Below are 23,280 nucleotides of genomic sequence, written 5' to 3' on the forward strand. Positions count from 1 at the left end.
CGACGCCGGATCGCCACCGATGCCGCGGGCCTCACAGCCCGCGGCATCGGTGGCTCGGTCCACGGCCGCCCCGAGGTCTCCGCGCACGGCGTGTGCGGCTAGAAACCCAGTTCCCTGGCGTTCCAGGAGTAGGGGAGCGCCTCGTCCTCCAGCGGCGGGCGGGCGAGGTTGGTGACGTAGTCCGACATCGCCGAGATGGCCACGCCCGTGATCACCTCCAGCACCTGCTCGCGCGTGAAGCCCGCGGCCTGGAAGGCCGCCACCTCCGCGTCGTCCACCTGGCCGCGCAGCTCGATCACCGACTGGGTGAACGAGGACAGCGCCGCCAGTCGCGGATCCTTCGGCAGCATGCCCTGGCGGATCGCCTCCACCGCGGACAGCTCCACGCCCTCCGCGAGAGCCTCCATCGTGTGAAACGCGACCGACCACTCGCTGCGGTTCGCGACCGCGTTGGACAGCAACAGGACCTGCTGCTCGTCCGGGGTGAACGTCCCCCCACCGCGGAAATGACCGTACGCGGAGAAGAACGCGTTGATCAGCGCCGGCGATTTCGCCATCAGGCCGACGTCCGGTCTTGCGAAGCCGCCCGCACCGCGGAGAACCTCGAACTGCTCCTGGGGCGATTCGTCGACGTCGTCGGCGTTCCGGGCCTGGTGACTGATCATGCTCGATTCTCCGAGTTCCGTGGCAGAGTCTGCGCGCGACTTCGATCGCGGAGGAACTGTTCGGAATTGTGCTGACTGTTCACGTGGTGGAAGAAGGTACGGCCGCGCTCACGGTCCGATGAAACACCCGTGGAACGTGGCGGCCGATACCGCACACCCGTGATATTTTGCCCGAGTTGTGCCCGGTTCACGACCGGTGACCTTCGGTGCACTCCAGGTGTCGATCCGGGTTCGGCCGCAGTGCCGCATCCGTTGAGCCGAACGGCCTCAACGGGCCTGTCGAATTCGGTCGAACCGGGCGGAACTCGGCAGAGTCAAACAGTGCCGACTGCAAACCGGCGGCGTGTGAGCCCCCGGCTCGGCGTGCACGTCGTCAAGCGGGGCGTTCCGCGACGAGCCAGGTCAGGAGCAGAATGGCGGCGCACGCGACCAAGGCGTTCGCCGGCGCGGCTCGACCGACCGGTTGGGTCCGGACCGAGATCGGGCCCGCTTCGGGGCTGAACCGAGCTGTCACCGCATCCGGCAGGCCGGCCAGGCCGTCCCGGTCGTCTTCACCGAGTTCCCTGACCAGCCGGTGCCGCAGCGGTGCTACGAGGTCTTCGCCAGTGCGAGCTGTTCCAGCTCTTTGCGGTTCGGCTTTCCGTTCCGGTTCAGCGGAAAGCGCTCGAGCACGCTCACCCGGTTCGGCTGTTCGTACTTCGGCAGGACGGTGTTGATCAGCTCACGCCAGTGGGCCGGGTCGCGCTGCTGCTCGTCCTCCACGTAGAACACGAGGGTCGAGCCACGTCGCTCGCACGGCAGCGCCACGATCATCGCGACGCAGCCGTGCGCGGCCAGCGTGTGTTCGATGATCTCGGGGTGCAGCGTGTACCCGTTGCGGTGCACGGCCGTCTTGCGGCCGGCGATGAACAGGTTCCCGTCGGTGTCGAGGTAGCCGAAGTCGTTGGTGGCGTACCACCCCCGCTCCACCGGCGTCACCGTGCCCTCCGATCCGAGGTACCCCTCCATGAGGTCCGGGTCGAGCACCTCGATCTCACCGATCTCGCCGGCGGGGAGCTCCTCGCCGTCCTCTCCGCGGATCCGCACCGAGATTCCGTCGACCGGCTGTCCCGTGCCGATCGGGTTGTCCGGTGTCGCGAACGCGACGTTGCCCATCTCGGTGCTGCCGTAGGAGTCCAGCAACGGCAGGCCGTAGACCTCCAGCGCCTGCCGGGACAGCGCCGGGTCGAGCGGCGCGGCACCGCTGCACAGCATGCGCACGTCGCTGAAGGCGTCGGCGAACGCACGGCGCCTCTCCACGATGTTCAGGATGCTCTTGTAGGTGGCGGGCGTCGCGTCGACCACGGTCGCGCCCACCATCCCGGCGAGCCGCAGCGCGCGGTCGAGCCGGCGGTACGGGGCGATGACCAGTGAGCACCGCACGAGCCACGCGATGAGGATCATCGAGATCCCGTACTGGTGGTTGAACGGCAGCAGCGGGAGCAGGACGTCGTCGGAGCGGTGCCCGACGAGGTCGGCGTTGCGCCGCAGGTTCTTCAGGAACCGGGCGCCGTTCTTCACGACTCCCTTGGGCTCGCCGGTCGAGCCGGAGGACCACATGATGATGCTGTCCGGCAGCGCGCACCACGCCGAGAAGTCGAGCACCGCGTCGGTCGGCTGACGGCCACAGGCGCCCACCGCGAGCTCGTAGCAGTGGACGATCTCCTGATGATCCGAAATGGGGGCGTCGTCGTCGACGATGACCATTTTCACCGAGGAACGGCTGCAGGCCTGCGCTGTGTCGTCGGGCTTCTGCTGGTGGTCGACGAGCACCACTGATGCGCCCACGTGCATCAACGCCAAAAGCGTGCTGAGATAGGAAACGGAGTTGTCGACCTTCAGCAGGACGCGGTCGCCGAGGCCGAGACCCCGGCCGCGCAGCACGTCCGCGGCGCTGAGAGCGCGCTGTTCGAGCTCGTCAAAAGTAAGGGTGACGTCCGGGGCGAACAATTTTGCCGACATAGGGTCAAACTCCTCCCAAACGACTATTGCGAATCAGGCTATTGCACGAAACCCCACCTCCCGCCCACTGCGCGGTAACCGAAGAACTGATTGGTTCTTTCCCTGCTGCGCCCCGAAAGGCACTGTGCACCGAACTCCGGCGGACCTACACCGAGCCGCGGTTCGACGTGCCCGCGGCCGACAGCAGGTTCTCCGCCGTGATCTTCTCCAGCACGGCCAGAGCCTTGCTCTCCCACAGCGAGAGCCGCAGCTCCTGGAACGTCATCATCGCCTGCTCCACGATGGCGATCGCGTGGAACGTGTCGCCGCGCTGCGACACCAGCTGGGCGAGGTCGAGCTGGATCCGCGCGGCCCCGAGCCGGTCGAGGTTCTCCTCGCACAGCCGGATCGCGCGCCGCAGCAGGCGTCCGGCCTCCGCGAACATGCGCATGCGGCCGTGGATCAGGCCGAGCGAGTGCAGAGCGTAGCTCTCGCCCACGATGTCGCCGGAACGCTGCACCATCGTGAGCACCGACGTGATGAGCTGCTGCGCCTGCTCGTAGCGCCCCTGCGCGAGCATCGCACCGCCGAGCCGGTACAGCACCTGGGCCTCCACGCGCGGACTGGAGACCTCGCGGCACATGGCCAGGGCGTCGCCCAGCTGACCGAACGCCAGTTCGTGCTCGCCGCGGTCGAGCGACAGCTGCGCGAGGTGCGACACGACGTGGGCCTGCCCGATGACGTCGCCCACGCGCGTGAAGCCGGCCAGCGACTGCTCGAAGATCTGCCGCGAGACCTCGGGGCGTCCCTCGTTGTACTCCAGCAGCCCGAGGTTGCGGCGCGTCAACGCCACCCCGTGGTCGTCGTCGAGCTCGGTGAACAGGTCCAGCGCGGGCTCCAGCGCGGCGCGGGAGGCGTCCATGCGCCGCTGGCCGTGGTGCAGTGAACCGAGCGAGCACAGCAGGGCGGCGGTGCCGCGCTTGTTGCCGGCCTTGCGCACGGCGTCCAGGGCGCGTTCGTGGGTGTGCTGCCAGTCGTCGAAGCAACTGCGGGTCTCGAACAACGTCACGAGCGTCATCGCCAGGTCCCAGCAGAGCTCGTCCAGGCCCGCGTCCGCGGTCTGCAGGACCGCCGCGCAGAGGTTCGCGCGCTCGCTTTCCAGCCAGCCCATCGGATCCTGCAGCACCTGGTCGACGTACGGTCCGTGTGGCTGCCAGCGCTTCCCTTGGCCGTGCAGCAGGGTGAAGTCGCCGCCGTAGAGGCGCCGGTGCGCCTGCTCGGCCATCGCGAGCCAGCCTCCGGCGACCCGCTCCACGGACGCCAGCTGCGTGGCTGTGGCCTCGTGCGCGGCGAGCTGTTCCTTGGCGTACAGGCGGATCAGGTCGTGGAAGCGGTACCGCGGCAGGCCCGTGACGTCGTTGCCCACCACGTCCAGCAGCTGTGCGTCGACGAGGCGCTCCACGAGGTCGAACCCGTGGTGGGGGTCGCCGGTGAGGGCCGTGGCCGTCCAGACGGGGAGGCTTTCCGCTTCGAGCAACGACATCAGCCGCATCACGCGGCGGGCGTCGGGTTCGAGGCCGTCGTAGGTGAGCGACAGGCTGGCGCGCACGACCATGTCGCCGTGCACGAGCTCGTCGAGGCGATGGCGCTCGTCGGAGAGACGACCGACCATCGAGGCGAGCGACCAGTGCGGACGGGCGGCGAGGCGCGCGCCGATGATGCGCAGCGCCAGTGGGAGCCCTCCCACGACGTCGATCAACGCCGTCACGGCGGCCGGTTCGCTCTCCAGCCGCTGGCTGCCGATGATGCGCCCCAGCAGTTCCCGCGCGTCGTCGGAGTTCATGCAGTCGACGTCGACCAAATGAGATCCGGCGAGACCTGTCAGACGAGCCCGGCTCGTGACGATGACACCGCACGTCGGCGAGCCCGGAAGCAGTTGGTGCACCTGGGATTCGCTGCCGGCGTCGTCCAGGACGACCAGCACGCGCCGCTTGGCGAGCATGCTGCGGTACATGTCCGCCCGTTCGTCGACGCCGTCGGGCAACGTCGAGCCCGCGGCACCCAGTGCGGAGAGGAAACGGCCGAGGACCTCGGCCGGTGTGGCCGGTTGTGCCTGGGTACCGCGCAGGTCGCAGTACAGCTGGCCGTCCGGGTAGGTCTCGGTGGCGACGCGATGGGCAACGTGGACCGCGAGAGCGCTCTTACCGATGCCCGCCTTGCCTGAGATGTTCACCACGTGCATCGTCGTGTTGTCGCCCGAGAGAACGCTCTCAGCACGCGCCACCACGTCCTGGCGGCCGATGAAGTCCGAGGTGGTGGCCGGGAGCTGGTGCGGTGACACGACGTTGTGCGCGGTGACCGGAGCCGGTTCCTCCTGGTCGAGCTGCAGCCCCCGGTCGTCGGTGAGGATCGCCGTCTCGAGCTTGCGCAGGTGGTCGCTCGGTTCGAGACCGAGGCGCTCGATGAACAGGTCGCGGCCCGCGCGGTAGACGTCGAGAGCTTCGGACTGCCGGCCGGAGCGGTAGAGGGCGAGCATCAGGTGGCCTCGCGGGCGCTCTCTCAGCGGGTTTTCGTTCACCATGCTCTGCAATTCGTCGATGAGAGCGTGGTGGCGGCCGAGCGACAATTCTATTTCGACGCAGTTCTCCAGCGCCGACAGGCGTTTCTCGTCGAGTCGGAGTGCTTTGTGCTGCAACGTGGCACCGGCCCCGCTGAGCGCCGGTCCGCGCCACAGGGCCAGGGCCGAGCGGAGAACCGTCGCGGCCTCTTCCGGGCGGCCCTGGCGGACGGCGAGGTCGGAGAGGGCGACGCGGCGCTCGAACAGGACGACGTCGATCTTGTCCGCGGCGACTCGCAGCAGGTAGCCCGGTTGACGGGTCTCGATCTGGGCGTCGACACCGGCTCTTTTGAACTCCCGCCGGAGCGTGGACACGCAGATCTGGATCTGCGCTCGCGCGGTCGACGGCGGGGTGTGCTCCCAGACGGCGTCGATCAGCTGGTCCATGCCCACGACGCGGTTTGCTTCGAGCAGCAATGCGCTCAGGACGGTCCTCTGACGTCGCGGCGGCATCGATATCTGCTCTTTTGGCCCGACTATCTCGATCGTTCCCAGTAGCTTGAAAATCAATTCCTCGTCAGGGGCGAGGCTCATGATCGGCGACCCCTCGTGCCTTTATTTGTGATGTGCCGGTCGCTGTGCCTTTTTCTGATCAAGACAGCCGATGGTGTGCCAGTGGTTCTGCGGGGGGTCATCCAAGGAGTTGAACCCGATGTGAGTGATCCTCGCATACAGCGCGTGACCTGTCCGAAGTTAACGCTGGAAGTGAAAGCTGTCAAGATCTTCTTGTGTATCAATACGCGCTGCGCGGCAATGCGACCGGCCTTCGCGCGTATCTCACTTGGGCGTGATCATGGCCAAGATGTCACCGCATATTAACTCGCGCGCACGATGTCGAACTCGCCACTGGACAGGCCGTCCTCGTGGTAATTGTGCGACGTGTCACCACCTGCTCTGAACGTCCCATCGCTGCTGGATCGCGCGGCACAGGCTGTTCGTTCACATCGCCGAGCCTTTCCGGTGTCGCATGCGTCGCGACGCATTCTCGGGGTTGTGGTGAACGACCGGGTATCAGCAGAGCGTTGACTGGCGAGTCAGTTATGTGGATGTCCCATCGGCGCGCTGACCGCTGCCATCACGGCCAATTGATACGCGATGGTGCGCGCGATAGACCGACGATGGGCGGCACTTCTAACTTCGCACCATGGCACCGCACGGAGGTGCTGAATCACGACTCGGACCGCGATCCGATCAAGCCAAGGAGACCCACATGTTCCGCAAGGCGACCGCAGCCGCCCTGGTTCTCGCCGCTGTCCCGGCGGTGCTGACGATGACCTTCCTCGCCGGCACCGCGCAGGCCGACGGCGACACCCCCTGGGGTTCGGTCACATGCACCGACACCCCGTGGGGACGGTCCATCACGGCGTCCGACCTCCCGCTCAACGGAGACGCGTCGCGGGGCGGCGACACCCCCTGGGGCTGACCTGTCCTCCGTGACCGGACGAACACCGATGGAGGTCAGAACCTTGCGATTCCACCTGCTGGGCTCACTGGAAGTCCTCGACGGCGAATTACCCGTGCCTCTGGGCGGCGTCAAGCAGCGCGCGGCTCTGGGGTTCCTGCTGTTGCAGGCCAACCGGGTGGTGGCGACGAGCAAGTTGCTCCACGCGTTGTGGCCGAGGGACGTCCCGCCCACGGCGCGCAAGATGCTCCAGAACGCCGTCTCAGGGCTGCGAGGCGTTCTCGCCTCGCCGGGCGGCAACCCCGAAGGGGGCCCGATGCTGCTGACCCACGCGCCGGGCTACCTGCTGCGCGTGGACCCGAACTCCCTCGACCTGTCGCGCTTCCAGCAGCTGGCCGAACAGGGACGGGCCGAACTCGCCGCGGGCAACTGGCCCGCGGCCGCGAAGGTGCTCCGCGGCGCGCTGGGCCTGTGGCGCGGACCGGTGCTCGCGGACCTCGCCGAGACCGGGATCAACTGGCCGGAGCTGACCGCCATCAAGGACTGGAAGCTGGCGGTGCAGGAGGACTGCTTCGAGGCGGAGCTCGCCTGCGGCAGGCACGGGGAGATCATCGGCGAGCTCGAGTCGTTGATCGAGCTGGAGCCGTACCGCGAACGCCTGGGCGGCCAGCTCATGCTCGCGCTGTACCGGTGCGGCCGGCAGGTGGACGCGCTGAGCGTCTACCGCCGCACGAGGGCGGCGCTGGTGGCGGAACTCGGTCTCGAACCGGGACGTGAACTGCAGGAGCTCGAACGCGCCATCCTCGACCACACGCCCACGCTGGACCTTCCGTCGTCGGTGCAGCGCAGGCATCTGCTCGCCGTCGGCCAGGACCCCGCTCCCGCGCGGACGCCCGTCGTGGTCACGCGGCCCGCCGTGGAGCCCGTCGCTCCGGCGGCCGTGGTGGACGCGCCGGACCTCGCGACCGCGGAGCGGAAGCTCGTGAGCGTCGTGATGGTGTCCGCCCAGCTCGGTCTCGCGGCCGGTGACGGTGACCCGGAGGACGTCGACGCGGTGCACCAGGAAGTCGCTTCCGTCGTCTCCGCCGAAGTGTCCCGGCTGGGTGGTGTGGTCGGCGGAAGCGTCGGATCCGTGTTCCTGGCCCTGTTCGGTGCGCCCAGGACCGCCGAGGACGACGCCGATCGCGCCGTGCGCGCCTCCGTCGCCATCCGCGACCGGCTGGACGCCGTCGCCGAGGTGCAGATCGGCGTGGCGACCGGCAACGCTCTCGTGCGCCTGCCCTCGTCGGGCCTCCCCACCGCCAGTGGTGTCCTGCTCGACCAGTGCCGCCGGCTGATGGCATCGGCGCCATCGGGCACGGTGCGCGCGTGCGCCTCGACCCGTGATGCCGCCGACTCCGTGATCTGGGAGGCCGAGAGCGCCCCGGCCGGAGGCTGGCAGGCGATCTCGTGCGTGTCACCGCGCGGCGCGAACCGCCGCGCGCAGGCCGCCGTGCCGTTCGTGGAGCGCGAGCGCGAGCTGCTGGTGCTGCAAGGGCTCCTCGACGAGGTGCGCACGCGTCGCCGCCCGCACTTCGTGACCATTCTCGGCGAGGCGGGCATGGGCAAGACGCGGCTCGTCAACGAGCTCACGTCTTCCCGCACGACCGCCTTGCGCGGCACCGCGACGGCTTTCGGCGACGACCACGGCTACGGGCCGCTGGCCGAGGTCGTGAGCGGGTTCTCCTCCTTCGCGACCCTGCGCGCCGACCTCGTGAAGCTCGTGGGTGTCGGTGAGCTCGCCGACCGGCTGCACGCCGGCCTGGCCTGCCTGGCCGAGCCCGCAGCCGAGGTGCGGCCGGACTTCCCGGTGTGGCGGCGGTTCCTGGAGGAGGTCGCGGAGTCCGAGCCGCTGATCGTGCTGCTGGAAGACGTGCACTGGGCGAACGACGTGGTGCTCGACTTCGTGGAGGAACTGGGTGAGAACGCCGGTTCCGTGCCGTTGCTGGTGATCGCGACCGCGCGACCGGAGCTGCTGCAGCGCAGGCCCTCGTGGTTCGGCGGCAAGCGCAACGCGACCACGATCAGCCTGGAACCGCTGTCCCACAACGGAACCCGTCAGCTGCTGAACTCGCTGCTGCAGGCACGGGAGTTGCCGTCGGAACTGTGGCAGACGCTCGTGTCGTGTGCCAGCGGCAACCCGCTGTTCGCCACCGAGTACGCCGGCATGGTGGCGGATCCGCGCACGCCGTTGCTGCAGCACGACATCTCGCTGCCGGTGCCGTCCTCGGTGCGCGGGGTGCTGACCGCTCAGCTCGACTCGCTGCCGATCGAGGTGAAGGCGGTCCTGCAGGACGCCGCGCTCACCGGTGACCTCGTGTCGCCCAGTTCGGTCGCCGCGACGGGTCAACGCGACGCCCTCGAGGTCGCCAAGGCGCTGGAGTTGCTGGAGCAGCGGGACTTCCTGCGCCGTCAGGGCCGCAACAGCGAGACCGGGGAGATCGAGTACGGGTTCCGGCACCTGCTCGTGCGCGACGTCGTCGCCGAGCAGATCCCTCGTGCCGAGCGGGCGTCGAAGCACGAGCGGGCGCGGGCCTGGCTCGACCGGATGGCGCTCGACCTCACCGACCGCCGGGCTGGATGACCCGGCGACACGCTGAACGCCGGGCCGCGTCCCACCCCACCGCGGCCCGGCGTTCAGCTCTATCTCCACTGACGACGAGGACCAGGACCGCCGGGATGCCGGCGGTCCTGGTCCTCGTCCGTTCACGCGTTGGTCAGCGAGTGCACGTTCCGTCGTAGAACGTCCACCAGGAGGTCCGGCGTGATGTGCTGCGGGTGCAGGACCGCCTGCATGGTGAGCCCGTCCAGCAGTGCGCTCAACCGGAGGCACTCGATGCCGAGATCCAGCTCCGCGGGCAGTCCGCCGCAGGCGATGGCCTGCTCGAGGATCCTGGTGATCAGGCGGCGCGTGCGCTCGTGGTGCTCGGCCGCGACCACGTGCAGCGTGGGCTTCGTCCGCGAGGCACCGACGAAGTCCAGCCAGACGGCCATGTCCTCTTCGCGTGTCCGGCCGAGGGGGAGAAGCCCGGCCAGCAGTTCCGCGACCGGGACAGCGCTGCTGAGACCGTCGGCGGGCAGCCGGTCGAAGCGGGAGGCCACCCGGCGCCTGATGCGCCGGCCGAGTTCGCGCATCGCGAAGACCACCAGCTCGTCGTGACTCTCGAAGTAGTGCCGGATGGCTCCGATGGAGAGTCCGGTCTCGTCCGCGAGGTTGCGCAGGGAGGCGCCGTCGACACCCGCTCGGACCATGATCCGAACGACGGCGTCGCCGACCTCCTTCCGCCGCTCTCCTGCGATCACGATTTTCGGCATGTTTTCCTTTGTGCTCAATGCTGTGGTGAAACGAAGAGCTGCTCAGGTGCCGAGTGCGGAGTCCTGCTCGCGCGCCGGTTCCTCTTCGATGACCTTGGGAACTCCGCGCAGGAACCTCGCGACGACGACGGCGAGGAGGACCGTGATGGCGGCGCAGAACATCATGCTCGTGCGGATGCCGCCGAGGTACGCCTCGGTCGCGGCCGTCTGGACGGCTGTGGCGGCCGGTTCCGGCAGGCCGGAGACGACGGCCGCGCTGAACGACTCCTGGACCCGCTCGACGGTCGCCTGCGGAACGCCCTGGGGCAGGACGAGCTGCGCTCGGTAGATCCCGGAGATGACACTTCCGACGATCGCGATGCCGAGCGCACCACCCAACTCGTACGCGGTCACCGAGATGGCGGCGGCCGCGCCGGCGCGATCCCGGGGAACGGTGCCGAGGATCGTGTCACCGGTGACCGTCAGGGTGAGACCCGCGCCCGCACCGACCGCGATCTGCGCGACGACGACCAAGCCGTACGGCGAGTCCATCTGGACGGTGGCGAGCATGCCGAAACCGATCGCGATGAGAAGCAGTCCCAGCGCCACCGCGTACCCGCGGCCGAGTCTGCCGATGGCCGGCGCGGCGAGGACGCCGCCCGCCACCACGGCGGCCAGAGCTCCCGGCACGTAGGCGAGTCCCGCCTTCAGCGGTGCCCATTCGAGGACCAGCTGGAAGTACTGGCTGACGATGAAACCGAACGCCGACAAGGTGAACACCGCGATCAGGTTCGATCCCACGGACGACGTGAACTCCCGGCTGCGGAACAGCCGCAGGTCGATCAGCGGAACCGGCAGCCGCAGCTGGCGCCGCGCGAACAGCCCCAGCGCGAAGACCCCCAGGACCAGCGCGCCCAGCACCGTCGGCTGCCCGAGACCCACGTGCAGGACGGACTTGATCGTGTAGACCACCGCGACCACGCCGACGACGGACAGCAGCACGCTGGCCAGGTCCAGCCGCAGCCGGTGCGGCGCGCGCGACTCCGGGATGAACTTGGCCGCGACCAGGATCAGCAGCGCGATCGGGACGTTCACCAGGAACACCGAGCCCCACCAGAACTGGTTCAGCAGGACTCCGCCGAGGATCGGTCCGACCGCGAAGCCCGCCGCGGACACGCCCGCGCTGGCGCCCACGGCGGCCGTGCGAGCCTTTTGCGTTGTGAAGACGACTCGCAGCAAGGACGTCGTGGTGGGCAGGATCGCCGCTCCCGCCACGCCCAGCAAAGCCCGCGCGATGATCAGCAGTTCGGCGGTCGGCGCGTACGCCGTCAGCACGGAGGCCACCGCGAACGCGACGACGCCGCACACGAGCATCCTCCGCCGTCCCACGCGGTCGCCCAGGTTGCCCATGGTGACCAGGAGGCCTGCCATCGTGAACCCGTAGATGTCCACGATCCACAGCATCGACACGCTGGAAGCGCCGAGCTCGACGGTCAGCTCGGGCACCGCCAGGTACAGCACGGTCATGTCCACCGTGACGATCAGCTGCGCGAGGCACGACACGAATATCGTCGCGTAGCCCGCCGCCCGGCTGGTCATGCGACGACCGTCGCTGTGCGGCGGCAGCAAGGAACTCGGACACACGCGTGCTGCCCGCGCGGTCCTCTGCGTCGCTCGGCTCGACACATCTGCAACTCCGGAGTTGTCTCGGTCCAAGGCACGCGGTCGCGCCGAGGATTCGCTGGTGTTTCCTGGTGCATGAGCCACATGTGCGTGCACCTGAGCTTTGCGGCGCTTCTGCATTGCTCCTGCCGAAGGCAGGCTGAACAGCCGGCGAGCGCCGTGCACCGCCTGGTCCAGGCAATGCGGACGCTCGCCGCCAGAATCCTGCGTTGCTTCTCCCGGGCCGTCAGGCCTCAGCCGAAGATGTCATCGAGGAACCCCCATTTGTCCTTTTTCTTCTTCTTCCCGTGGGAGTCCCTGCTCTCACCGAAGAAGTCGTCATCGTCGCCCCAGAAGTCGTCCTTCTTCTTGTGGGACGGCGGTGCCGGGTGGTGCGGTGCCGACATCGGCGCAGGCTGGTAGGGCGGGGGCGTCGACAGGGGAGAGGAGGTCTGGCGGAACTCGGTGGACAGCAGATGGGCTCGGTAGGACTGCAGAATCTGCTCCAACTCGCCGTTGTCGAGGTAGATGCCCCGGCAGTTCTCACACTGCTCGAGGTGAACCCCGTTCCGGTCGAAGGTGTGCATGGCGCGTTGGCATTTTGGGCAGATCATAAAGCCAGGATAGGGCGATTCATCCCACGGCCGACCCACTCGCCCACCTGTGGCGGTAACTGCCCGGTAATTGCGCGCCCATTCGATGTCACTTGACGGGTTCAGGTGCGCATGACTTCGGCTGAACGGGGATCCCGATTATCGGTGTACCGCGATGCGGTCGCGCAACGCCACGTATCCGGCCGCGAGAGCAGCCGCCACCACGGCTCCGGTGCTGTTGTTGAACAAGTCCTGCGTCTCGCACAGACCGCGCCCGACGAGCGGCTGCAGGACCTCGATCACCGCGCTCATCGCCACCGCCGAGACCAGCACCGCGAGCGGCCGCCGCGTCGCCAGCACCGCGCACCACACCAGCGGCACGAACAGCAGCGCGTTGAACAGCTCCGACACCCCGTGCAGCGAGAAGCCGTTGAGGAGGCAGAACTGGGTGCCGACCAACGCCCAGCTCGGCTGGGACCGCGAGAACGTCAGGGCGAGCACAAGACCGAGGAAGATCCCCGCGAACACGGAGTGGACCGGCCGCCACCCGAACCTCCGCGCCGCGAACCACGCGCCCGCGCCCAGCACCACCGCTCCGACGACCAGCCCGCCCGAGGTCAGCGGATCCGACAACACGAAGACGACGGCGTCCAGCGCCCACCACACCTGATCCACCACAGCTCAGATTCCCCCGCCCCACAACGGAATTCGAAGTGGCGAGCCTACTGAACGCGGCAGGAACGCGGATCTGGCCACGACTCCGCGGGATCGTCGCCAACGCGCGTCTGGCCGTCCTGGTTGAATACCGCCGTGCGCTACGACGAGGTCGAGCAGGCCGTCCGCGACCTGGTCACGGCAGCCGACGACGAGAGCCGGCACCGGTTCGGCGCGGCCACGGTGGTCAGGCTGACCGCGGACGACGACCTCGCGGACGCGGCGGAGGCGGAGTTCGACGACGACGCCCGGCAGGCGTTCGCGCGGGCGCGGACCGACCCGGCGGGCAGTGCGCCGGACCGGCTGCGCGCGTGGCTCGACACGATCGACGGGGGAACGCTGTCGGACGGGGACATGGACCCGCAGGTGCTGCGGGCGCTGGAAGTCCTGGAGCACTGGGCGGGCTTCCTCACCGACCGCGACCCCGAGCTCGTCGTGCAGCTGGCGATCCGCTCGCTGGAGGCGGTGGACCACGAGGTGTCAGCGGACCTGGACGACTTCCTCGCGTCCCCGGAGATGGCGGCCGAGTTCGACCGGATTCGCGCACATCTGCGTCCCCTTCAGGACATCGAGCTCGACCGGAAGGCCGGACACCGGTGAACCAGGACAGCGACCACCTCACCGTGCCCGGCCGATTCGTCAGGTATCGCGACGTTGCGTACAGACTGCAGCACATGCCCGGCAAGTGGTGGATCTCCTCGAACGACCCGGTCGACGAGTCGTTCACCAGGACGGGGCGCCGCACCTTCGTGAGGCGACTCGCGCACGACGACGTGCTGGACTGCTACGACCTCTCCCGTCCCGGCACCTACCGCGGCATGCCCGTCGAGGTCAGCTCCAGCGAACCAGGCGGCTACGTCGTGACCGCACGCGACCCGAAGGCGGCCGCCGAGGGCTTCAAGCGGGCCGACCACCGCAGCCCGCCGGCGAAGGTGATCGCGTTCGACGACCCGCAGCTCCGGTTCACCACCGAGGTCAGCGCCGGCCACGGACGTCGTTCCGGACGCCGACGAGTTCCAGCTGCGCAGGTTCGACTGGGCCCCACCTGACGTCGCACAACCCAACTGGACCTCCTCGCTGCGACGCCCCGTGGTCACCGCCGAGCTCATGCGGCTGGCACGGCGCTGCACTGCTGCGTTGCACGAGGCGTACGGAGTCATCAGCCCGGATGAACTCACCTACCGCGCCTGGCGCGAACTGGCAGGCGCACCGGCTGTGGCGGTGGAGTTCCCCGCACTCGGGCTCGCCTGATCCGCGCTCAGCTGCCCTGGTCGAACACACTGAGCTCACCGTGAGTCGACAAAGCGCCTGCCAAGTCGCTTGATCCGTTGCGCAGAAAGGAATCCAGGAACGCAAGGGTGGCCGCGGCCACGACGCGTTGGCTCTCGTCGCGACCCAGCGAGCCGACCAGCGCGGGCACCGGCGGCAGGTACAGGGGGCCGTCCATGAACGTGAGGTGCGCGGCGCCGGGGATCGTGAGCCGGTAGTTCGTCGCCGTGCCGCGCGTGAGCACCTCGGTGAGCTGCGGCAGGTAGCGCGGATCGGTGTCCGGGGTGATGGCCTGGGTGAGCGCGAGCGCCGGCTGGCGGAGGTCGGGCGTCAGGGGACCGCGGGGGTAGCCGTCCAGGTCGATGACGGCGTCGACCCGGTGGTCCTGCCTGGCCGCCTGCAGTGCGGCGGCACCGCCCATGGAGTGACCGGTCGCGGCGACCCGGCCGGTGTCCAGGCGCCCGGCCAGCGGGTCGGCGCCGTCGCCTCGGTCGAGGCCCTCCAGCCGGGTCAGCGCGAAGCCGAGGTCGGCGGCCCGGATCGCCGTCCAGTCCTCGGCCAGCCTGTCGTCCTCGTCCCGGTCGCCGGTGGAGACGGTCGCGGTGGTGATCGTCCGGCCGTCGGCGAGCACGACGGCGGCGGAGTCGTACGGGTGGTCGAGCGCGGCGACGACGTAGCCGTGACTGGCGATCTGCTCCGCCCACGCGGTGTTCTGGGTGCGGACACCGCCGGACCCCGGCGAGAACAGCACGATCGGGAACCGTCCTCCCTCGCCGGCCACCGGGGCATCGGGAACGGCGCGGGTGCGGGCGTGCGGAAGGCCGTCGAAGAGGAAACCCGGCAGGCCGACTCCTCGGGCGAGTGCTTCGGAGACGGTGCGCGCCTCGTCCTCGGTGCGTCCGAGGTACTGGGCACGGCGTGTGTCCGCCGGGCTGTTCCGCGCGGGGTACCAGAGCTGGGTCACGACCGTGCGCCGGTCCTGCGGATCGGCGGTGAAGGTCTCGGGGCGGTCAGGGTCGGTCCACTGCAGCACGCGCGTGCCGACCGCGAAGCCGCCGGAGGGTTCCGGGAAGTCGGGGACGGGAAAGGCCCACGCCGTCACGGGGCCCGCGGTGATCAGGCAGGCGCAGGCCATCGAACCCGGCAACGCCAGCCACCAGCGGGCCCGCCGGGCACGGCCTCGCACCAGCGGGGAGAGGGCGAACGGCGCCGCGACGATCGCGCCCGCCAGCACCGGCAGCAGTTGCCAGCGGAGCCCTGTCGCGCAGAGCGCGATCGCGGACAGCAGGAACACCGTCCCCGCCGCGATGGTGACGCGTGGACGGGCGGCGGCTGGTAACCAGCGCACCACCACCAGCGCGACGGCACCTAGGAAAGTCAGGATTTCCAGCGGGGACAGGTTCAGTCCCGTGATGATCTCGTTCACCCGGTCATGGTCGGCGCCGGGCCCACGCGGCCACATCGCTCCCCAGGCGCGATCTCAGTGCCGTCCCCGGTGGCAATCGAGCGCCTGGATCAGCGGCCGGACTACGACTGCAGGAGGTAGGTGGACTCCTACCGTGGTCGCAATCCGGCTCGCCGCGATCAGACGGCGGGCTCATGTGTGAGGCGGGGGCATCGGCCTACCATCGCCGTGTGATGACCGAGCGGCGCTGGGCGTCCCGGCTGCCGCCGGCGGTGTGGGACTGGCTGCTGCCCGCGCTTCTGCTGCTGCACGTCCTGACCACGTCTGCGCCGGCGGAGTTGCCGGCGGCCGCCGCGCTCACCGCCGCGCTCGCGCTGCCCCTGGTGTGGCGGCGCAGGGCTCCGCTCGTGGTGTTCGGCGCGGTGGCGACCGCGGCCTTCGTCCAATGGCTGGTGGACGTCCAGTTGCCCGCGGACATCGCACTGCTGGTGGCCCTCTACGCGGTGGCCGCGAAGTCGAGCAGGCGCGTGACACTCGTCGCCGTCACCGTCGTGGAGATCGGGGCCGTTCTCGCCTGCCTGCGCTGGGCGACGGACGGCGCGTTCGTGACCCCGTTCGCCGCGCTCAGCGCGACGGTCGTCGCCGCGGCCGTCCTCGGCGTGAACGACCGGTCCACACGTGCCTACCTGGGAGCCGTGCGGGAACGGGCCGTCGCCGAGGAGAGAGCCAGGATCACCAGGGAGATGCACGACATCGTCACCCACAACCTGTCCGTCATGGTCGCGCTCACCGACGCGGCCGTCTACGCGCAGCACCGCTCGCCCGACAAGGCCACCGAGGCGATGCTCCAGGTCTCCGAGACGGGCAGGCAGGCGCTGACCGACATGCGGCGCTCGCTCGGTGTCCTGCGCACCGACGAACCGGACGCGGCGCTCCACCCGTTGCCCGGCATCGCGCAACTGGAGGCCCTCGCGGGCCAGATGTGCGCCGCCGGACTCCCGACCGGCCTGGCCATCGACGGCGACCACACGCACGTACCCGCGACCGCGCAGCTGACCGTCTACCGCCTGGTGCAGGAAGCCTTGACCAACACCCTCAAGCACACGCCCACCGGCACCCGCGCGAAGGTCAGGGTCGAGTGCACGGCCGAGACCGTCACGGTCGACGTCACGGACACCGGCCCGCCGACGTCCCCCGCCACGCGGTCCGGCCACGGCATCACCGGCATGCGCGAGCGTGCGGCCGGCTACGGGGGGACGTTGCTGGCCGGACCGCGTCCCGGCGGTGGCTGGGGAGTGCACACCCGCCTCGACTTCGGCGGCACAGCGGTGTCCGCATGACGGTCCGCGTCCTGATCGCCGACGACGAGGTGTTGCTGCGCATGGCGTTCAGCATGATCCTGGAGGCCCAGCCGGACCTCGAACCGGTCGGCGAGGCCGAGGACGGGGCCACCGCCGTCCGCCTCGCCGCCGACCTGCGCCCCGACGTCGTCCTCATGGACGTCCGCATGCCGGGAGTCGACGGGATCGAGGCGACCCGGCAGATCGCGCGGACGTGCCCGGGGACCAGGGTGCTGATCCTCACCACCTTCGACCTCGACGAGTACGCCTTCGCCGGGCTCAAGGCCGGGGCCTCGGGTTTCCTGTTGAAGAACACCAGGCCCGAGGAACTGCTCACGGCGATCCGCACCGTGGCCGCGGGCGACGCGGTGGTCTCGCCGCGCGTCACCCGCCGCCTGCTGGAGAAGTTCCGCCCGCACATTCCCGACGCCGCCGCCACCGCCCGCGACGAACGGCTGAGCAGGCTCAGCGCCCGTGAGCGCGAGGTGCTCGTCCAGGTGGGATCCGGACTGTCCAACGCCGAGATCGCCGCCAGCCTGCACCTCGCGGAGGCGACCGTGAAGTCGCACCTGGGCCGAGTCCTGCACAAGCTCGAGCTCCGCGACCGGATCCAGGCCGTGGTCTTCGCCTACGAGAGCCGCCTCATCCACCCGGCGTGACGCCGCGGGTCGGGGCTCCGGTGCCGGCACCGAGCAGGTCGAGTTCGGCCTGCAGCGCCTCGGTGAGCGCGAGGAGGTCGGGCACGTGATCGGGATCGGCGACCACGGTGACGGTGAACGCGTCGAGGTAGGACAAAGCAGCGAACGCCACCGTCACGTTGCCGGTGGTGGCCGACAACGGTATTAGGCCGACCACCGGTGCACCACCCAGCTGCAGGGGCTGATCAGGACCGTGCACATTGGTCACGACGGTGTTCACCAACCGTTGGTGGTCCATGAACCAGCCGGCGATTCCGAGCAGCTCCAACGTCCGGAAGAACGGCGCGGCCGACGCGACGGCCTTCTTGTGCGAGCGGGTGGTGGCGGCGATCCGCGTCAGACGCGACCAGCGGTCGCCGCCGATCGGCAGGGCGACGGGCATGACGCCGGTGCTGTTGCCGAGGTGGGCGGCGGTGGTCGATCGGCGCGTCGACACGGGAATCGACACGACCAGCTCGTCGACGTGGTCGTCGCGGCTTGCCAGCACCGAGCCCAGTGCACCCGTGACGGCGGTGAGCAGGGCGTCGTTGACCGTGCCGCCGCAGCGGTGTGCGGCTGCGTGGAGCCGGGACACGCTGGTCCGGGCGATGGTCTGCTGCCGTCGCGGGCCCGTCGGCTGGTTCAGGGAACAGCGCGGACCGGGTGACGGCCGCTGCACGCCCGCGAACGGGTTGCGCCCAGGCGGCGTCAGCCGGGACGCCCAGGCGTCCTTCGCGAGTTCACGGAAGGAAGGCGCGGCAATGGGAAACGGCACGGCCTCGGGACGAGGTGCCCCGTCGACCAGGCTCGCCAGCACGGCGAGGCCACCGATGCCGTCGGACAACACGTGGTGGAAGACCAGGACCAGCGCCGCCTCGTCCTCCGCCAGCCCGGTGACCAGCGTCGCCGACCAGAGCGGTGACGAACGCGGCAACGGGCGGATCACCAGCGAGGAGGCGATGTCCAGCAGCGCCGCCTCGTCGCCAGGAGCCGGGCACACCGTGCGGTGCACGTGCCGGGCGATGTCGAACCCGGCGTCGTCGACCCAGACGGGGCGGCCACATCCGAACGGTGCCCGGACGAGGCGCCGGCGGAGCCGCGGAACCGCCCGGACGCGGTCCGCGAGCAGGGCCTCGACGTCACCGGGATCCCGCTCCAGCACGACGATCGCGCCGACCTGCATGTCCGAGGCCAGCGACACCAGGTCTTCGGGACTCGTCCGATCGATCATCGGACATGCCGTTCGGCCCGCTGTCTGATGCCGCGCAACATCTTCTGTTCCATCACCAGGCTTCCGGGCTCCATCACGAGCTGGTTGAAACCCCGGACGAGCAGCGACGCGTCGGGGACGGCGATGCGGTTGCGGCTGATCAGCCTGGTCCCGCCGGGGATCTCGCGCAGCACGAACGCCCAGACCCACCGGCCGTCGTCGGAACGCAGCACGAGTGCGTGATCGGGCTCGAGGACTTCCACCAGCATCTTGGGGCCGCCCTCCCCGACCGGCAGGACGTCACCGGCGTGCAGGTCCTGGAACTGGGGGAGGATCTCGTCGGCGCTGTGCATGTCGAGGCCGAACAGGTTCTCGATCCAGTCGTAGGTGTAGGCACCGCCGCGCCCGCTGCCCATCTGCACCAGCCACGGCCAGATCCGGTGGGGAGACGCCGCGACGGTGATCGCGCGGGTGGTCAGCAGGTCCGGTTCGCGCAGCAGGTCGTCACCGGGCAACGCGGCTCGGGCCTCGTCGTCGGTCGCACCCCACGTCCGGCACCACTCGCGCCACAACAGCGGATACGACGCCGCCGCCGCGGCGGCGGCGCCCACTACCAGTCCCGCGATCTTGGCCGTCTTCATGGCTTCTACGGTGCTTCGGCCTGTGCCGTGCGTTCAGAGCCCTAGGACCCGACCTGGCGGGGCAGTCCGCCCGGTGGTGCGGGAACCTGCGGCGCGGGACCAAGGTCCTCAGCGCGAGAGTGCTCCTTGCCGTGGTGGACGAGGACGTTCCCGCACAGAGTGGGGGTATGACACGCATCGTGATCGCAGGAGGTGGCCTCAGCGGGCTGAGTCTCGCGGCGCACCTCGCGGTGATGGACCACCGGCATCCCGTGGTCGTGGTCGACGACGGACGTGATCCGTTGAGCTCCAAGGCGTGGGCGTCGTGGAGCGACCGGCCGGGCCTGCTGGACGCGGCGGCCTGCCGGTGGTTCGACCAGGTTCGCGTGCACGTGAACGGCACCACGAAGGTGCTGCGGCTCGGTCGCTACCGGTACCGGGTGGTGCGTGGAGGAGACCTGGCCTCCGTGGTGCGGAGGTTCACCGACCCGTTGCGGCACTTCAGCTTCCTCGAAGGTCACGTGGAGCGGATCGCGGACGACGGCGTGGTGGTGGACGGACGGCACCTGCGGGCCCGGTGGGTCTTCGACAGCGTGATCGGACCGGCGGAGGAGCCGCCCGTGGACGCGCTGCTGTCCTTCCGGGGATGGCGTGTGCGGGCCGAACGGGCCGCGTTCGACTCGGAGATCCCGACGCTGTTCGACTTCCGGACGCCGCAGGCCGGCGGGGCCGGATTCGTCTACGTGCTGCCGGACGACGCTCATCACGCACTCGTGGAGCACACGTCGTTCATGGCACCGGACGCGACGACGGATCAAGCGGCGCAACGAGAAGCGCTCGCCGAGTACCTCACCGAGGTCGTGGGTGCCGGCCGGTACGAGATCGAACGCGAGGAGCACGCGGTGCTGCCGCTGCGCGCCGGGCAGGCCGAGCGCAGGAACGGCACCGTGCTCGCGATCGGTGCCAGGGGAGGGCTGCTCAAGGCGTCCACCGGCTTCGCCTACCAGCGCGTCCAGCGGGACAGCGCCGCCATCGCGGAGTCGTTGCACCGCAACGGGCACCCGTTCGAGCGGCCGGCGGAGTCGTCGAGGTTCCGGTTGTTCGACGGCGTGCTGCTGGACGTCGTGAACCGTGAACCCGCCCAGCTGGAGCGCGCGTTCGGCGCGTTGTTCCGCTACCGCACCGCGGAACCGGCCCTGCGGTTCCTCGACGAGGCCACGACGCCACCGCAGGAGTGGCGGCTGTTCGCCGGGATGCCGGCGGCGACCTACCTGGCCGCCGCACGGCACCGGCTGGTCAGCTCCTGATCTCCCGGCGTTCGAACGCCGCCGCGGCACCTGCGACCAGCAGGCCGGTGAGCACCACCAGCCCGGCGAGTCCCAGCCAGTCCGGATCGCCCGTCAGCGCCTCGTTCACACCGGCGTGGTGGAACGGCGACAGCACCCGCCACGGCCGCAGCCCCTCGGCGAGCGCGGACAGGGCGTCCAGGAGATAGCTGAACAGTGCCAGGCCCACGGACACGCCGATCGCCAGGCCACGCCGTCCGCTCAGCGCACCGACGAGCAGGGCGGTGGCACCGAACGGCAACGCCACCACCGCGCTCGCCAGCGCGGCGGCCAGCAGGTCCTGCCACGGCACGCCCAGGCCGGCGGCCGCGCTGCCCGCCACGAGCACGACGGCGAACGCGGCGGTGACGATCGCGACCGCCGCGAGCACGGCCGCGGCCTTGTCCAGCACGAGGCGGGTGCGGGAGATCGGATTCGCCAGCAGGAGGTCCATCGTGCGGGACTGCTCCTCGGCCGCGGTGGCCCTGGCCGCCTGCCCGATGGCGATGCCGAGGAGCACCAGCGGTGCGAGGAAACCGAACACCTCGCCCTGCAGGTACCCGACGCCGCTGGCGAGGGACTGCTGGACGTTGAACAGCGCCTTGAACGCCTCCGGGTAGGAGTCGAGCAGCTTCTCGAAGTCGCCCGCCGCGTCGCGGACGGCGGGGTAGACCGCGAGCTGCAGCAGCACGCTGGCCACGAGAGCGACACCCCATCCGATGATGCCGGCCCGGTTGTCCCGCAGGGACTTGGTCATCAGCTCAGTCGTCATCGCCGCGCTCCTCGGTGTAGTGCACGAAGATCTCCTCGAGATCGGGCTCGTGGCTCGTCACGTTGAGCAGCGGGAACCGGGCGGCGGTGCGCACGAGCTCGCCGACGGCGCCGGTGACGCGGCAGAGCACCTCGTTGCCGGTGGCCTGCACCGCCTTCACACCCGCGATACCGCTGAACGTCGCCGCCGCGACCTCCTCGGCGAACGTGAACGTCAGCTCGCGCAGCGCGTTCGCCTTCAGCGACGCGACGGTGTCCTCGACGACGAGGCTGCCCGCGAGCAGGATGCCGACCCGGTCGGCCACGTGCTCCACTTCGGACAGGACGTGCGAGGAGAACAACGCCGTTCCGCCGCCGTCGACGTACTCGCGCAGGTAGGCGTGGAACTCCCGTTGTGCGAGCGGGTCGAGGCCGGAGGCGGGTTCGTCGAGGATCACCAGATCGGGGCGGTGCGCGAACGCCTGCACGAGGCCGAGCTTCTGCCGGTTGCCCTTGGAGAGCTCGTCCGTGCGGCGGTCCAGGTCCAGGTCGAGGCGCTTGGCGAGGGTCGTGGCCTCGCCGAGGTCGGTGTGGTCGCGCAGGGCGCCGCAGAAGCGGAGGTAGTCGGCGCCGGTGAGGCGGTCGTAGAGGACCAGTTCTCCCGGCAGGTAGCCGATTCGGCCGCGCAGCCGGGGCGACATCGGCTCGCCGAACAGCGTGATGCTGCCGCGCGTCGGCCTGATGACGTCGATGAGCAGGCGCAAGGTGGTGGTCTTGCCGGCGCCGTTGGGTCCGAGCAGCCCGTAGACCTCGCCCTGACGCACTTCCAGGTCCAGGTCGTGCAGGGCCGTGGTGTCGCCGTAGCGCTTGGTGAGCTGACGGGTGCTGATGACGTTCATCGCGGACCTCCGGTTTCGGCATCGGCCTCCACGACCACGTGGCCGGTACGGCCGGGCTCACACCGAGGTGTGAACCGGCCGGCGAGGAGCGGGGACGGAAGGGGCGCCACGGCGTTCCTCCTGTACGGGTCGGTGCACCACGAGAACGGGGCACGGGGCGTGGTGGAGCGCTGCCCTGGTCACCGACCCGCAGGCACGGGTCTCACCAGGTCCGACGACGAGCAGGTCGGTGTCGGTGCAGCGACTGATGGCCTCGTGCGGTTGGCGGCGCACGAGCACAGCGGTGTGCGGGAACCCGCCGAGTGACGCGGTCGCGCGGTCGAGGACCCGGCTGTGGTCCTCGTCGAGGTCGTCGCGCAGGACGGGCAGCGGTGCGGCGTGGAGCACCCGCAGCACGGCGCCGCGCCGCAACGTGAAGCCGGCGGCGGCCGCGAGCACGAGGTCGTCGTCCGGACCGCCGCTGACGAGCGCGGTGACGCGGTGGTGCTCGCCGCGCAGTGCGGCGGTCGTACCGCGGACGACCACGGTGTCGCAACAGGTCGCGCACACCACCGGAAGCACGTGCCTGCCCAGCCCGAGCGGCGAGCCGCCGCGGTGCTGGTAGCCCAGGACCACGAGCTGGGCCTGGAAGTGGTCCAGCGGCCGATGGGCCTCCACCTCGGCGCCGACCAGCTCCGCGTGGGCACGGGCCCAGCGCGCGGCTTCCTCGTCCCACGGGGAGCCGTCCGCGATCACCACGACAGGTTCCATGTCTCCACGGTCGCCCGGCGCCGCCGCCGGGCACAGAGCGCAAAGCAGGCCGCGGCACCGGGACGAAGG

20 protein-coding genes and 1 pseudogene are annotated in these 23,280 nt (G+C 70.0%); 8 read left to right on the plus strand and 13 right to left on the minus strand.

The features are described 5' to 3' along the window. Positions 1-98: 98 nt before the first annotated feature. From ORI60_RS35555 to ORI60_RS35565, 3 genes are all read right to left on the minus strand, one after another. A complete protein-coding gene (locus ORI60_RS35555; protein ID WP_266042394.1) occupies positions 99-665 on the minus strand; it encodes a carboxymuconolactone decarboxylase family protein in 567 nt (188 codons plus the stop codon). A 588-nt stretch (positions 666-1,253) separates the two neighbouring features. Continuing rightward, positions 1,254-2,666 carry a class I adenylate-forming enzyme family protein gene (locus ORI60_RS35560; RefSeq protein WP_266042395.1) on the minus strand — a complete coding sequence of 471 codons (1,413 nt, stop codon included), beginning with the start codon at positions 2,664-2,666 and terminating at the stop codon, positions 1,254-1,256. A gap of 145 nt (positions 2,667-2,811) precedes the next feature. After that, positions 2,812-5,715 carry an AfsR/SARP family transcriptional regulator gene (locus ORI60_RS35565; protein ID WP_266042396.1) on the minus strand — a complete coding sequence of 968 codons (2,904 nt, stop codon included), beginning with the start codon at positions 5,713-5,715 and terminating at the stop codon, positions 2,812-2,814. Positions 5,716-6,472: 757 nt separating this feature from the next. Between ORI60_RS35565 and ORI60_RS35570 the strand changes: the two genes are divergently transcribed. Next, positions 6,473-6,685, plus strand: a complete 213-nt coding sequence (locus tag ORI60_RS35570; RefSeq protein WP_266042397.1) for a hypothetical protein — start codon at positions 6,473-6,475, stop codon at positions 6,683-6,685. Positions 6,686-6,713: 28 nt separating this feature from the next. After that, positions 6,714-9,287 (plus strand): BTAD domain-containing putative transcriptional regulator, encoded by a 2,574-nt coding sequence (locus ORI60_RS35575; protein WP_266042398.1) that lies wholly within the window; start codon positions 6,714-6,716, stop codon positions 9,285-9,287. 122 nt (positions 9,288-9,409) lie between these two features. Here the strand turns inward: ORI60_RS35575 and ORI60_RS35580 are convergent, their stop codons facing one another. The 4 genes from ORI60_RS35580 to ORI60_RS35595 form a co-directional block, all read right to left on the minus strand. Further along, positions 9,410-10,018, minus strand: a complete 609-nt coding sequence (locus ORI60_RS35580) for a TetR/AcrR family transcriptional regulator (protein WP_266042399.1) — start codon at positions 10,016-10,018, stop codon at positions 9,410-9,412. Between the two features lie 42 nt (positions 10,019-10,060). Then, the gene (locus ORI60_RS35585; RefSeq protein WP_266042400.1) at positions 10,061-11,596 is read right to left on the minus strand and encodes an MFS transporter; all 1,536 of its coding nucleotides are present in this window, start codon (positions 11,594-11,596) and stop codon (positions 10,061-10,063) included. 317 nt (positions 11,597-11,913) lie between these two features. After that, complete coding sequence (locus ORI60_RS35590; RefSeq protein WP_416234543.1) at positions 11,914-12,246, minus strand: zf-TFIIB domain-containing protein; 333 nt, start codon at positions 12,244-12,246, stop codon at positions 11,914-11,916. Positions 12,247-12,411: 165 nt separating this feature from the next. Then, a complete protein-coding gene (locus tag ORI60_RS35595; RefSeq protein ID WP_266042401.1) occupies positions 12,412-12,927 on the minus strand; it encodes a VanZ family protein in 516 nt (171 codons plus the stop codon). A 135-nt stretch (positions 12,928-13,062) separates the two neighbouring features. On the opposite strand from ORI60_RS35595, the gene ORI60_RS35600 reads away from it, so the two are divergent. From ORI60_RS35600 to ORI60_RS44800, 3 genes and pseudogenes are all read left to right on the plus strand, one after another. Further along, on the plus strand, positions 13,063-13,566 hold the full coding sequence (locus ORI60_RS35600; protein WP_266042402.1) for a hypothetical protein: 504 nt from the start codon (positions 13,063-13,065) through the stop codon (positions 13,564-13,566). 74 nt (positions 13,567-13,640) lie between these two features. After that, complete coding sequence (locus ORI60_RS35605; protein ID WP_266042403.1) at positions 13,641-14,015, plus strand: hypothetical protein; 375 nt, start codon at positions 13,641-13,643, stop codon at positions 14,013-14,015. After that, positions 13,987-14,082 (plus strand): annotated as a pseudogene (locus ORI60_RS44800) (hypothetical protein); the annotation flags it as partial. The gene ORI60_RS35605 and the pseudogene ORI60_RS44800, both read left to right, overlap by 29 nt. A gap of 142 nt (positions 14,083-14,224) precedes the next feature. On the opposite strand, the gene ORI60_RS35610 reads toward ORI60_RS44800, so the two are convergent. Further along, positions 14,225-15,661 carry an alpha/beta hydrolase family protein gene (locus ORI60_RS35610; RefSeq protein ID WP_266042404.1) on the minus strand — a complete coding sequence of 479 codons (1,437 nt, stop codon included), beginning with the start codon at positions 15,659-15,661 and terminating at the stop codon, positions 14,225-14,227. A 212-nt stretch (positions 15,662-15,873) separates the two neighbouring features. Here ORI60_RS35610 and ORI60_RS35615 point away from each other — a divergent pair, with 212 nt between their 5' ends. Both ORI60_RS35615 and ORI60_RS35620 read left to right on the plus strand, forming a co-directional pair. Then, the gene (locus ORI60_RS35615) at positions 15,874-16,980 is read left to right on the plus strand and encodes a sensor histidine kinase (RefSeq protein WP_266042405.1); all 1,107 of its coding nucleotides are present in this window, start codon (positions 15,874-15,876) and stop codon (positions 16,978-16,980) included. Then, a complete protein-coding gene (locus ORI60_RS35620; protein ID WP_266042406.1) occupies positions 16,977-17,639 on the plus strand; it encodes a response regulator transcription factor in 663 nt (220 codons plus the stop codon). Before ORI60_RS35615 ends, ORI60_RS35620 begins: the two co-directional genes overlap by 4 nt. Here the strand turns inward: ORI60_RS35620 and ORI60_RS35625 are convergent. Next, entirely contained in the window at positions 17,623-18,888 is a 1,266-nt protein-coding gene (locus tag ORI60_RS35625; protein WP_266042407.1) for a wax ester/triacylglycerol synthase domain-containing protein, read from the minus strand. The genes ORI60_RS35620 and ORI60_RS35625 overlap by 17 nt on opposite strands. After that, positions 18,885-19,508: an SRPBCC family protein gene (locus ORI60_RS35630; RefSeq protein WP_266042408.1), complete on the minus strand. Its 624-nt coding sequence runs from the start codon at positions 19,506-19,508 to the stop codon at positions 18,885-18,887. The genes ORI60_RS35625 and ORI60_RS35630 overlap by 4 nt, the downstream gene beginning before the upstream one ends. A 167-nt stretch (positions 19,509-19,675) precedes the next feature. On the opposite strand from ORI60_RS35630, the gene ORI60_RS35635 reads away from it, so the two are divergent. Further along, positions 19,676-20,794 (plus strand): lycopene cyclase family protein, encoded by a 1,119-nt coding sequence (locus ORI60_RS35635; RefSeq protein ID WP_266042409.1) that lies wholly within the window; start codon positions 19,676-19,678, stop codon positions 20,792-20,794. Here the strand turns inward: ORI60_RS35635 and ORI60_RS35640 are convergent. The 3 genes from ORI60_RS35640 to ORI60_RS35650 are packed head-to-tail and all read right to left on the minus strand — an operon-like array spanning position 20,784 to position 23,211. Beyond that, positions 20,784-21,584 (minus strand): ABC transporter permease subunit, encoded by an 801-nt coding sequence (locus ORI60_RS35640; protein WP_266042410.1) that lies wholly within the window; start codon positions 21,582-21,584, stop codon positions 20,784-20,786. The two genes, ORI60_RS35635 and ORI60_RS35640, sit on opposite strands and share 11 nt — an antisense overlap. Next, positions 21,574-22,461 (minus strand): ABC transporter ATP-binding protein, encoded by an 888-nt coding sequence (locus ORI60_RS35645; protein ID WP_266042411.1) that lies wholly within the window; start codon positions 22,459-22,461, stop codon positions 21,574-21,576. The genes ORI60_RS35640 and ORI60_RS35645 overlap by 11 nt, the downstream gene beginning before the upstream one ends. Positions 22,462-22,518: 57 nt before the next feature. Further along, complete coding sequence (locus ORI60_RS35650) at positions 22,519-23,211, minus strand: universal stress protein (RefSeq protein ID WP_266042412.1); 693 nt, start codon at positions 23,209-23,211, stop codon at positions 22,519-22,521. Between the last annotated feature and the right edge of the window lie 69 nt (positions 23,212-23,280).

It is taken from the genome of Lentzea sp. NEAU-D7, from assembly GCF_026242055.1.
Taxonomy (GTDB): Bacteria; Actinomycetota; Actinomycetes; order Mycobacteriales; family Pseudonocardiaceae; genus Lentzea.